The 11,919-nt window shown below is 45.3% G+C and carries 12 protein-coding genes and 1 other annotated feature; of the genes, 8 read left to right on the forward strand and 4 right to left on the reverse strand.

Annotated features, from left to right (window positions below; genetic code table 11):
• Window positions 1–295: 295 nt before the first annotated feature.
• Window positions 296–2,659: a DNA polymerase II gene (locus tag DYB02_RS11630; protein WP_029804414.1), complete on the forward strand. Its 2,364-nt coding sequence runs from the start codon at window positions 296–298 to the stop codon at window positions 2,657–2,659.
• Here DYB02_RS11630 and DYB02_RS11635 read toward each other — a convergent pair.
• Complete coding sequence (locus DYB02_RS11635) at window positions 2,656–3,423, reverse strand: nucleotidyltransferase domain-containing protein (protein ID WP_017448417.1); 768 nt, start codon at window positions 3,421–3,423, stop codon at window positions 2,656–2,658. The genes DYB02_RS11630 and DYB02_RS11635 overlap by 4 nt on opposite strands.
• Window positions 3,424–3,609: 186 nt before the next feature.
• On the opposite strand from DYB02_RS11635, the gene efpL reads away from it, so the two are divergent.
• Both efpL and DYB02_RS11645 read left to right on the forward strand, forming a co-directional pair.
• Window positions 3,610–4,176 carry an elongation factor P-like protein EfpL gene (gene efpL, locus DYB02_RS11640; RefSeq protein ID WP_005465079.1) on the forward strand — a complete coding sequence of 189 codons (567 nt, stop codon included), beginning with the start codon at window positions 3,610–3,612 and terminating at the stop codon, window positions 4,174–4,176.
• Window positions 4,177–4,178: 2 nt separating this feature from the next.
• Window positions 4,179–4,499, forward strand: a complete 321-nt coding sequence (locus DYB02_RS11645; RefSeq protein ID WP_005465080.1) for an HI1450 family dsDNA-mimic protein — start codon at window positions 4,179–4,181, stop codon at window positions 4,497–4,499.
• Window positions 4,500–4,651: 152 nt separating this feature from the next.
• Here the strand turns inward: DYB02_RS11645 and rluB are convergent, their stop codons facing one another.
• Window positions 4,652–5,590 carry a 23S rRNA pseudouridine(2605) synthase RluB gene (gene rluB / locus DYB02_RS11655; protein ID WP_005465081.1) on the reverse strand — a complete coding sequence of 313 codons (939 nt, stop codon included), beginning with the start codon at window positions 5,588–5,590 and terminating at the stop codon, window positions 4,652–4,654.
• A gap of 344 nt (window positions 5,591–5,934) precedes the next feature.
• Here rluB and DYB02_RS11660 point away from each other — a divergent pair, with 344 nt between their 5' ends.
• Complete coding sequence (locus DYB02_RS11660) at window positions 5,935–6,645, forward strand: calcium-binding protein (protein WP_023585313.1); 711 nt, start codon at window positions 5,935–5,937, stop codon at window positions 6,643–6,645.
• 89 nt (window positions 6,646–6,734) lie between these two features.
• On the opposite strand, the gene DYB02_RS11665 is transcribed toward DYB02_RS11660, so the two are convergent.
• Window positions 6,735–7,355: an L-threonylcarbamoyladenylate synthase gene (locus tag DYB02_RS11665; RefSeq protein WP_005465083.1), complete on the reverse strand. Its 621-nt coding sequence runs from the start codon at window positions 7,353–7,355 to the stop codon at window positions 6,735–6,737.
• 109 nt (window positions 7,356–7,464) lie between these two features.
• On the reverse strand, window positions 7,465–8,322 hold the full coding sequence (rnm, locus tag DYB02_RS11670) for an RNase RNM (protein ID WP_005465084.1): 858 nt from the start codon (window positions 8,320–8,322) through the stop codon (window positions 7,465–7,467).
• Window positions 8,323–8,417: 95 nt separating this feature from the next.
• Between rnm and trpL2 the strand changes: the two genes are divergently transcribed.
• From trpL2 to trpD, 4 genes are all read left to right on the forward strand, one after another.
• On the forward strand, window positions 8,418–8,543 hold the full coding sequence (gene trpL2 / locus DYB02_RS11675; RefSeq protein WP_005465085.1) for a tryptophan operon leader peptide: 126 nt from the start codon (window positions 8,418–8,420) through the stop codon (window positions 8,541–8,543).
• Window positions 8,490–8,593: a sequence feature (Trp leader region), on the forward strand. (Overlaps the previous gene by 54 nt.)
• A 125-nt stretch (window positions 8,594–8,718) precedes the next feature.
• Window positions 8,719–10,296 carry an anthranilate synthase component 1 gene (locus DYB02_RS11680; RefSeq protein ID WP_029804413.1) on the forward strand — a complete coding sequence of 526 codons (1,578 nt, stop codon included), beginning with the start codon at window positions 8,719–8,721 and terminating at the stop codon, window positions 10,294–10,296.
• Between the two features lie 5 nt (window positions 10,297–10,301).
• Window positions 10,302–10,892 (forward strand): aminodeoxychorismate/anthranilate synthase component II, encoded by a 591-nt coding sequence (locus tag DYB02_RS11685; RefSeq protein ID WP_005465090.1) that lies wholly within the window; start codon window positions 10,302–10,304, stop codon window positions 10,890–10,892.
• A 19-nt stretch (window positions 10,893–10,911) separates the two neighbouring features.
• Window positions 10,912–11,910 (forward strand): anthranilate phosphoribosyltransferase, encoded by a 999-nt coding sequence (trpD, locus tag DYB02_RS11690; RefSeq protein WP_029804412.1) that lies wholly within the window; start codon window positions 10,912–10,914, stop codon window positions 11,908–11,910.
• Window positions 11,911–11,919 lie beyond the last annotated feature (9 nt).

The following is an 11,919-nucleotide window of genomic DNA, read 5'->3' on the forward strand; positions in this document are numbered from 1 at the left end:
AACTAATTAACAACATTACCCCCAACAAATCAAGTATCTATATCCATATAACCTCGATATATTAGAATCACTTAACTTGCAAACGAGAAAACAACTGGCAGATCTGGTGGTTTAACATACAGAAATCGTTGACTAGAAATCCTTTTTTAAGCCATTTGTAATTGCTAAAAACCTCCGATTAAACAAGCCCGAAGTAACTATGTTGAAGTATCTAATTCCATTTTCTATTACTGGTTATTTTTACAGTCCATAATGTTAGAATGGCGACTTGAAAAATTTATAAGGTTTCTCTCTTTTGAACATCCAACAAGGTTTCCTACTTACTCGCCAAGCACGAGACATCAAAGGCCAAACTCAGATAGAGTTGTGGCTCGCGACAGAAGCAGGTCCGACTCAACTATTGATCAATGGTGAGAAACCCGTGTTCTTCATCGCTCAAGAACACATTGAACAAACCCAAAACCTGGCGTTATCGAAAAGTATTCAAGTAGAAATTCGAACTCTTGAACTGAAAACGTTCGAGCATACCCCTCTCGCAGCTTGCTATACGAAAGTAACCAAAGAAGCACTCGTATTACAAGATCTGCTCTCACAGCAAGATATCGTGACTTACGAAGGCGATATACGACTCGCTGACCGCTATCTAATGGAGCGCTTTATTAAAGGGAGTGTGGAGTTTACAGGTCATCAGCAATCGCGAAATGGCTTTCATCGTATCCAGAATGCAAAGTGTCGAAGTGGTGACTATGAGCCTAAGTTGCATGTCGTTTCGCTAGACTTGGAGTGTTCAGAAAAAGGCAATCTTTACTCCATCGGTTTGGATAGCCCTCATGACTCTCGAGTCATTATGATTGGAGAACCAGAACCAGCTGAAACAAATATTCAATGGGTTCAAAATGAAAAAGCACTACTCGAAGCATTGATTGCTTGGTTTAAGTCGTTCGATCCTGATGTTATTGTTGGTTGGAACGTTATCGACTTCGATTTTCGTCTCCTTCATAAACGTGCGGAATGGCACAACATGAAGTTGATGTTGGGTCGCGCCGATCAGCCAAGCTTCTTTCGTAGCTCATCCCAAAGCCAACAGGGGTTTATCTCAATTCCCGGACGTGTAGTACTCGATGGCATCGATACACTAAAAACCGCGACTTATCACTTTCGGTCTTGGTCATTAGAATCGGTTTCACAAGAATTACTCGGTGAAGGCAAAGAGATCCATAACGTGCATGACCGTATGGACGAAATCAATCGCATGTATCGCTCCGATAAGCCTTCACTTGCCAAATACAACCTGCAAGACTGCGTGCTGGTAAACAAAATCTTCGAACACACTCATCTCCTCGCGTTTGCTATTGAACGGTCGAGGTTGACGGGGGTTGAGTTGGATCGCGTCGGAGGCTCAGTCGCGGCGTTCACCAATCTTTATTTGCCACAAATTCATCGAGCAGGTTACGTCGCACCCAATTTGCACCCTGAAAACTGGATTGCGAGTCCCGGCGGTTACGTAATGGACTCAATCCCTAACCTTTATGACTCAGTTTTAGTGCTGGATTTTAAGAGTCTATATCCCTCTATTATTCGCTCTTTCTTAATCGACCCTATGGGTTTGGTCGAGGGTTTATTACTGGACATTGGTAAGGATGACGATCAAGCCGTACCTGGTTTTCGTGGTGGTCAGTTTCATCGTTCGAAACACTTTTTGCCAGAGATGATCGAAAAGCTTTGGGCGGCACGAGATGTTGCGAAGAAAAACAACGAGAAAGCTTTTTCTCAAGCAATCAAAATCATCATGAACTCGTTTTATGGCGTATTGGGCTCATCGGGATGTCGTTTCTTTGATACTCGATTAGCTTCCAGCATCACCATGCGCGGGCATGAAATCATGAAGCAAACTAAAGTGCTGATTGAAAACAAAGGCTATCAAGTGATTTATGGAGATACAGACTCAACATTTGTCTCTTTGAATGGTTCATACAGCCAAGCGGAAGCGGATGAAGTCGGCAATCACTTGGTTGAATACATAAACTCTTGGTGGCAAGAGCATCTTCGCGCTGAGTACAACCTCACTTCAATGCTTGAAATTGAATATGAAACTCACTACCGCAAGTTTCTGATGCCAACTATTCGTGGCTCGGAAACGGGCTCGAAAAAACGTTATGCGGGTTTAATTGGTGAGGGAGAACAAGAGCGCATTGTATTCAAAGGGCTAGAAAGTGCGCGTACCGACTGGACGCCATTAGCGCAAAAATTCCAAAACACGCTCTATCGAATGGTATTTCACGGCGAAGACCCGAGTGACTATGTGCGTGAAGTAGTAGAAAAAACCAATAATGGGGAGTTTGATGACCAATTGGTTTATCAAAAGCGACTACGCCGAAAGCTGCATGAGTACCAAAAAAACATTCCACCTCAAGTGCGTGCAGCGCGTTTAGCCGACGACATTAATGCCAAGCTTGGCCGACCTTTACAGTATCAAAATCGTGGGCGCATAGAGTATTTGATTACCCTAAATGGCCCTGAGCCTCATGAATACCGTAACAGTCCTATCGACTACCAGCACTACATCGACAAACAGCTAAAGCCTGTTGCAGATGCGATTCTGCCATTTATCGGCACAGACTTTGAAACCCTCTCAGCACCACAGATGGGACTGTTCTAACCAATACGAAACTCAGTCTTTTGGTACTGCTTCACGAGCCAGCCACCGAAAGCATCAATTAGGCCAATGACCGAACGCTTGGGAATTGGCCTTCCAGATAACAATATGCAGAGGCGGTCAATCTCCAGTTTTTTCTCGGGATGATATTGCAAAAACACTTCACCACATTCTATTGGATCATCAAACCAGCGCTTATCGCGATACATCACCAAAGAGTAAGAAGCTCTTAATAACTTTTTAGCGATGACTACCTGCGCACGAACTTGCTCCTCAAGGCTTGTCGCCTGGACAATCTTAGCTCGATACACCGCTAGCCATTCTTCAACATCCATATTCCAGTGCTTAGCAATTTCCCAACTCGGCACATAGTCGCCAAAACAATCAGCCAAGTCATCGCCATGCACACAAACACAGCAGTGCTTGAGCATAAAGCCCCAAGTAAAAATGCTATCAAGATTGGCAACTTCGCTAACAAGTGCCGTTCTTATCGCCACTCCCTTGACTTGCGGGTGATCTTGCTGAGCTCGCCACTTTATAGTATTGAGCAGCGTCGCTCGGTTGTTCTCAAACGTCGACTTTGTCACCACAACTAAATCCAGGTTGGACTTTCCTGCTATTGCCGTTTTTCGCGCAACACTTCCGTACACATAAACGCTGTGAAGATTTTGCCCTAGACCGCCTGTTAGGCACATCAACACTTCTTTGATTAAAGGAGCAAACTCTGGTTGAAAAGGTTGTTTAGGATCGATAACTGGAAGAGACATGGATTAAAAAGCGCGCTCAAAGTTTGTCAGTAAGATTGGCTTATGATCCCCTAGCCCCTATTCGGAATCAAGCCTAATCAAACGTTTAATCTTGATTCAACAATCACGATGAATTTTGGTGCCACACAACAAACTTAGCGCTATAATCAGCGAGTTTTGCTTAATAAGTATGAATAGGAATATACAATGCCAAAGGCAAGTGAAATCAAAAAAGGCTTCGCAATCGAGTCTAATGGTAAAACTCTTCTAGTTAAAGACATCGAAGTAACGACTCCTGGCGGTCGTGGCGGCGCTAAAATCTACAAAATGCGTTGTACAGATCTAACAACTGGCGCACGCGTAGATGAGCGTTACAAGTCTGATGACGTTGTAGAAACAGTTGAGATGAACAAACGTGCAGTTGTGTACTCATACGCTGACGGCGATGAGCATATCTTTATGGATAACGAAGACTACTCACAGTACACATTCAAACACAATGAAGTTGAAGACGACATGTTGTTCATCAACGAAGACACGCAAGGTATTCACATTATCCTTGTGGACGGTTCTGCTGTAGGTCTTGAACTGCCTTCTTCTGTTGAACTAGTCATCGAAGAAACTGACCCTTCAATCAAAGGCGCTTCAGCTTCTGCTCGTACTAAACCTGCGCGTTTTGCTTCAGGTCTAGTGGTTCAAGTTCCAGAATACATCGCAACTGGTGACCGTGTAGTTATCAACACTGCTGAACGTAAATACATGAGCCGAGCATAAGCATGTCTGATTTGATTTCTTACGACGACGTTATCGACGCAGCGTACGACATCTTCCTTGAAATGGCTCCAGACAATCTAGAGCCAGCTGATGTCATTCTGTTTACTGCTCAATTTGAAGATCGCGGTGCCGCAGAACTTGTTGAAACTGGTGAAGACTGGGTTGAACATGTGGGCTTTGAGGTCGACAAAGAAGTGTATGCAGAAGTTAGAATCGGCCTAGTAAACGAAGAAAATGACGTACTTGATGACGTATTCGCTCGTATGCTAATCAGCCGAGACCCAGAACATAAGTTCTGCCATATGCTTTGGAAGCGCGACTAACGCTCCTTCTCTTATGAATAAAAACACCAGCCTAGTGCTGGTGTTTTTTTATCTTCAAACATCACCGAAGATAGAAAACTGGCCTTTTTGCGTATAAAAGAAAAAGGCCTGCCAATTGGCAAGCCTTTCTGATTTTCGTTTTTCGCTCTCGATTAACGATGCTTATTGCGTGCACCTTGTTCGCCAGCATTTTTCTTTGGCTTACGACGAGCAGGATTGTTGCTGCGACCTTTAGACGTGCTTACACGTTCTTCATGGCGCTTAACCGCGCGGCGGATTTTTTGGCTGCGAGCACGTTCACGCTTACGTGACGTATTATCCTTGCTCAAATCTAGCATGGTTTCTTTCTCTGGGCGAAGTTCTACAAGCTCACGCAGGTAGTTTACTTCTTTCAGATCCAGTTCCATCCAACCGCCACGAGGCAGTTTTTTGTCTAGGAAGATATCACCGTAACGAACACGTTTCAGACGGCTAACGGTACACTCTTGAGATTCCCATAGACGACGAACTTCACGGTTACGACCTTCGTTGATCACTACGTAGAAAGTGTGGTTCATACCTTCACCACCTGCGTAGACAACGTCTTCAAAGCGAGCTAAACCGTCTTCCAGTTCAACCCCTTTTACTAGATTACGAACTTTTTGTTCGGTTACTTCACCAAACACACGCACTAGGTATTCACGCTCAACTTGGCGACTTGGGTGCATTAGACGGTTTGCTAATTCACCATCAGTAGTGAAAAGTAGCAGACCAGACGTGTTTGCATCCAAACGACCAACAGAGATCCAACGAGAGCCACGAATTTTTGGCAGACGGTCGAAAACCGTGCGACGGCCTTCTGGGTCATGACGAGTACACAGCTCACCCTCAGGCTTGTAGTACGCAAGTACACGACAGATCACTTCTTCTTGAACCTTTGCAGATACAATGTGACCATCGATACGAACTACACTGCTCTCATCTTCCAGTCTTTCACCAAGTTTAGCGACCACACCGTTCACGCTTACGCGTCCGGATTTAATTAACGATTCGATCTCACGACGAGAACCGTGTCCAGCACGTGCTAATACTTTTTGTAACTTTTCGCTCATTTATCTACCTATGTGTCGTCTTCACAGACGTCGAGACCAGAATTGGCCTTCATTGTGCAAGTTACCCATGTAGATGGGATTTTTTCGGTCGGTCATTATACGCGATTCTTGCATTTAATGTAAGTGAAATCCTGCCAATTCTCCGCCCACAATTTACCGTTCAAGACAAACTCTCGGCCCAACTTTTGTCCTACTAAGTATGAGATATTCCCATGCAGAATCGAACTATTATGGGTCGTTCCTATCCTCTTTCAAACGGTCTCAGCTGATAAAATTGTCAGGGTTATAACAACAATAACCCATTTAGCTTGCTGGCTATGGTAATCAGATAAAAGGAATAAAAAATGTCTAAGACAAATCTTGACCTAAACTGGATTTTTGGCACATCCGGAGATGACGATTTAACAGGAACAAAAGGATCTGAAACCACCGACATCTTTTTCGGATTTGGCGGTAACGATAAGTTTGTAGGCTACGGCGGCAATGATTATATTTTTGGCGGCTGGGGAGACGACACTCTGCTAGGCGGTCGTGGCAACGATTTTATTTCTGGCGGTTTTGGGAATGACTTCATCTCAGGTGGTCTAGGTAATGATTCATTGTTCGGTGGATGCGGTGATGATGTTATTTTCGACTATTCAGGCAACAACTTCCTCAGTGGGGGCTGGGGTAACGATACGCTTGTGATCGGCGATGGCGAGTCAGTGTTGAGCGGGGGCTGTGGTGACGACACATTTGTCTTTACCAACCGTCTGGCGATTGGCGTTCCTGATCAACCGGTATCCTCCAATGACATTGAGATAGAAGCCGATGTTCTCGACTTTAATATCTTCCACGACAAACTGGTCTTTGATTTGGGTAAAGATACAGATGGTGATGGCATTCGCGATACTTTCTTAGATTCGGCGGATGATCTGACCCTTAGCTACAACGAATGTGGTTGGGCAGTATTCTCTAACGAAGAATACAACGTAGAAGTCACGCTAAATGGCGTTAATTCAGCTTACATAAACTATGCTGAACACCACGGTATCGACATTTTCGAATTCGCATAAGCCATCTTTACTCGGCGTAAACACTGCTCAAGTATAAATAATGAAAAAGGAGGCTGATAGCCTCCTTTTGTTTATGTTGATATTTCAACTTATTCGAATGGTGATGGATCGCCAGAACCAATTCGCACCACTTCTGGCTCACCTTCGCTGAAGTCAATCACTGTAGTAGGTTGCTCACCTAAGTAACCACCATTCAGGATCACATCAACTGCATGTTCAAGTTTGTCGCGGATATCTTCCGGATCAGACTCTGTCACATCGCTACCAGGTAGAATCAATGACGTTGACATCAATGGCTCACCCAGTGCTTCGAGAAGATCCAATGCGATTTGGTTATTTGGCACACGAATACCGATAGTCTTACGTTTCGCATTCATCAAGCGACGAGGAACTTCCTTCGTACCTTTGAAGATGAACGTGTAAGGACCAGGAGTGTTGTTTTTCAGTAGTCGGAATGCTCCGTTGTCCACGCGCGCATACAGAGAAATTTCTGACAAATCGCGACACAACAACGTGAAGTTGTGCTTATCATCTAAGCGACGAATCTGACAAATGCGCTCTAGCGCTTGTTTGTTCTCCAATTGGCAACCAAGTGCATACCCTGAATCTGTCGGGTAAACCACGACACCGCCATTACGAATGATTGCTACTGCTTGATTGATCAAGCGAGCCTGTGGGTTTTCTGGATGAACGTAAAAAAACTGGCTCATTGTAATTCCTCATTATCGAGCCTCTCGGCTCTATATTTTTGTGGAGCTTGAATGCCGTCTTGTTGAGCACTATACCCAAGTCATTCTCGCTGAAACTAACGTCTTGACGTTACTTGGATACATCCAACGAAGGATCGATGCCCCAATCTTTCCAAACGGGTTCAACACCTGCAGGTAACCACAGGTTTCTGCCTAATTCCATCCAAGGAGATGGATAGTGAAAATCGCTGCCTTGAGAGGCTAATAGTTTGTATTGTATAGCATAATCAGCCAAGTTGCGTCTTTCTTGTTGTGCTTGCTGCGGTTGAGCAACTTCCATTGCATCTCCGTTAGCCTCAACAAACGCAGCTAGAAGACGCTTAATCCACTTTGCTGTCAACTGATATCTGCCCGGATGCGCCAATACCGCTTTACCACCAGCGGCATGGATAGCATCGACCGCCTCTTTCATTGAACACCAATTTGGCGGTACATAACCTGGGTTATTGCGAGTGAGATACTTTTTGAACACCATTTGCATGGTTTTCGCATAACCATTATCAACTAACCACTTAGCAAAGTGAGCTCGGGTAATCGGCGCGTCACCAGCCAGTTGCTGAACTTCTTCTAACACCCCTTCACGAGTGGCCTTTTGCAGACGAGAAGCGATCAGCTCAGAACGAGCCACACGATGTTGCTTTTGTTGCTCAATCAATGCCGCTAATGCAGGATTTTCAGGATCAATATTCAAACCAACGATATGGATATCTTTATTCTGCCAAACGGTTGATATTTCAATACCGTTAATGATTTTTATCGGCAAGTCGTTCTCTTCAACGTATTGTTTGGCACGCGCTAAACCGTCAACCGTGTCGTGATCTGTAATCGCCAAAACCTCGATATCAAAACCCAGTGCCCTATCCACTAAATCTTTCGGTTCTAATCGACCATCGGACGCCGTGGTGTGACTATGTAAATCAATTCTCATATTTTTGTCGTTTTAATGCTGTTTTGGGGTTGACTTTTTACTCTCGCACTAGTTAACTAGTACACAAATACAAAGCACGTAATTTAAGGCTCACTATGTTACAAGAATTTAACCAGAACCAAAAAGCGAAAGTTGCTGTTTGTCTTAATAAGACAAACTCAGCAGATCTTGCTTGGTGGCGCACTTGGACAAGTTCTTGGTGGGCTAACGTGTACTTCTAGTTTAGAAAAACAAACGTCATAAAGCCCGCTACTCAAGCGGGCTTTTTATTTTGTCGCCCAACTCACATTCAACTGCCTAAACATTAATCGGATATGACCAACTCTTGATTGGGAGAACGTTTGCTTTATGCGACTATGTACTGCAGGACGATTAAAACAGCTACAAGGAGGTCTTGTGAACAAGGCCATTGAAATTAAGAAACTTGGACAACTGGAAGTATTAAAAGCTTCTGTTCCTTACACTCAAGACCCAACCCGTCTGTTCCATACTATTTGTGAGAATAAAACGGATAGCTTGCTTTTAGAATCGGCTGAAATTGATTCTAAACAGAATCTCAAATCGCTGTTAATCGTCGATTCTGCGGTTCGCATCGTTTGTTATGGACATACCGTCAGCTTTCATGCTCTAACGGAGAACGGCAAAAACCTACTGACGCATGTGAATCAAAACGTACGTGGCGAAGTCGCAAGCCAATTTGACGGCGAAACACTGACTTTGGAATTCATCCAACCATGCGATACGATTGATGAAGATTCTCGTCTACGAGAAGCCTCTTCTTTTGATGCGCTTCGTTTGGTACAGCACAGTTTTGATCTTTCTTCGCAAGACAAACATGCCATTTTCCTTGGTGGCCTATTTGCGTATGACTTTGTGGCGAACTTCGAACCATTAGGAGACGCGGTAGCAACAAACCAGTGTCCGGATTACGTCTTCTATGTCGCGGAAACATTGCTGGTTGTAGATCACCAAACAGAATCCTGCCAACTGCAAGCAACATTGTTCGTTGACGGCTCGCAAAAAGCAGCGCTAGAAAGTCGAATCGAAGATATCCGAGCTCAATGCACATCGCCAAAACGCCTTCCAGACGCAACGCAAGTGGCCAATATCACAGCTCAACCAAGCGTTTCGGATCCAGACTTCTGTCAAATCGTCCGTGATCTAAAAGAATTCGTGGTAAAAGGCGATATTTTCCAAGTGGTTCCTTCTCGTCGATTCACATTGCCTTGCCCTTCTCCGTTGGCAGCTTACAAAGAGCTAAAACAAAGCAACCCAAGCCCTTACATGTTCTACATGCAAGATGAGCTGTTCACTTTGTTTGGTGCGTCTCCAGAAAGTGCGTTGAAGTATGAAACCGACACCAACCAAATAGAGATCTACCCAATTGCAGGGACTCGCCGTCGCGGTAAACGTCCAAATGGCGAAATCGATTTTGATTTAGATAGCCGTATTGAACTTGAACTGCGTAGCGACAAAAAAGAGAACGCTGAACATATGATGTTGGTAGACCTAGCTCGTAATGATGTAGCGCGCATCTCGCAAGCTGGTACTCGTCATGTTGCCGATCTCCTTAAAGTCGACCGCTATAGCCATGTTATGCACTTGGTGTCCCGCGTGGTTGGCCAGTTGCGCGATGACCTTGATGCTTTGCACGCTTACCAAGCTTGTATGAACATGGGCACGTTAACTGGAGCGCCAAAAATTCGTGCAATGCAACTGATTCGCGATGTCGAAGGTGCTCGTCGTGGCAGCTATGGCGGAGCGGTAGGCTACCTGACAGGAGAAGGCACGCTCGACACTTGTATCGTGATTCGCTCGGCTTACGTGGAAAACGGCATTGCTCAAGTACAAGCAGGTGCAGGCGTGGTATTCGATTCTGACCCTCAAGCGGAAGCCGATGAAACACGCGGAAAAGCTCAAGCGGTTATCTCTGCTATTCAAGCAGCGCATTCTCAACCTGCGAACAAGGAGTAGCAGACATGGCGAACATCGTATTCATCGATAACTTTGACTCGTTCACCTATAACCTTGTGGACCAATTCCGCTCATTAGGTCATTCAGTCAAAATTTATCGTAACCACATTCCGGCAGAAACCATCGAACAAGCAATAAACGAGCTCGAAAACCCCGTCGTTCTGCTGTCACCGGGGCCAGGTGCGCCATCAGAAGCTGGTTCGATGCCAGAGCTGATTCAACGAATGAAAGGCAAAGTGCCAATGATTGGTATTTGTCTTGGTCACCAAGCGATTGTTGAAGCATACGGCGGTACTGTCGCTGGCGCTGGTGAAATCATCCACGGCAAAGTGTCGATGATGGAGCACCAAGACCACGCAATTTATCAAAATTTGCCATCGCCACTTGCAATTGCGCGTTACCATTCTTTAGTGGCGACAAAGGTACCAGACAGCCTGACCATCACTGCCGAAGTCGACAATTTGGTCATGTCTGTTGTGCACGAACAAGATAAAGTTTGCGGATTTCAGTTCCACCCAGAGTCAATAATGACGACTTACGGCGCAACCTTGTTGGGCAACGCGATTGAATGGGCGCTTGAGAAAAATAACGCATAAGGAAATGGGGAGAGAAACTATGGAAGCAATCATCAACAAACTGTACGAACAGCAATCACTGACTCAAGAAGAAAGCCAACAGCTATTCGACATTATTATTCGCGGCGAGCTTGATCCAATTTTAATGGCATCGGCATTAACAGCATTAAAGATCAAAGGCGAAACGCCTGATGAAATTGCCGGTGCAGCAAAAGCCCTACTGGCGAATGCGAACCCGTTCCCTCGCCCTAATTACGACTTTGCAGACATCGTAGGAACAGGGGGCGATGGTCACAATACTATCAATATTTCGACGACGGCCGCCTTTGTTGCAGCAGCATGTGGCCTAAAAGTCGCGAAACACGGCAACCGCAGCGTATCAAGTAAATCCGGCTCTTCTGACTTACTGGACTCGTTTGGCATCAACCTAGCAATGAGTGCTGAAGACACCCGCAAAGCGGTTGACGACATTGGCGTTGCCTTCTTGTTCGCGCCTCAATATCACGGAGGCGTTCGTCACGCGATGCCTGTGCGCCAAACCATGAAAACGCGCACCATTTTCAACATTCTTGGCCCGTTGATTAACCCTGCACGTCCAAACATCGAATTAATGGGCGTCTACAGTGAAGAACTGGTTCGTCCTATCGCAGAAACCATGCTACAAATGGGTATGAAGCGCGCCGCTGTCGTACATGGTAGCGGATTGGATGAAGTGGCCATTCACGGTACAACAACGGTTGCCGAAATCAGAGATGGCAAGATCATCGAATACACGCTATCGCCAGAAGATTTTGGTCTAGAGTCTCACCCGCTAGAAGCCATTAAAGGCGGTGACCCGGAAGAAAACAAAGCAATAATCACCAACATTCTGACGGGTAAAGGTACAGACGCACAACTAGGCGCAGTCGCGGTTAACGTCGCACTTCTAATGCGTTTATTCGGCCTCGAAGATTTAAAAGCCAACACGCAGCAAGCGATCGAGGCTATGAACTCAGGCAAAGCTTACCAATTGGTACAGCAACTTGCCGCACACGCTTAAGGAGCAGAT

The sequence above is a fragment of the Vibrio parahaemolyticus genome (genome assembly GCF_900460535.1).
In the GTDB taxonomy this organism is placed as follows: domain Bacteria; phylum Pseudomonadota; class Gammaproteobacteria; order Enterobacterales; family Vibrionaceae; genus Vibrio; species Vibrio parahaemolyticus.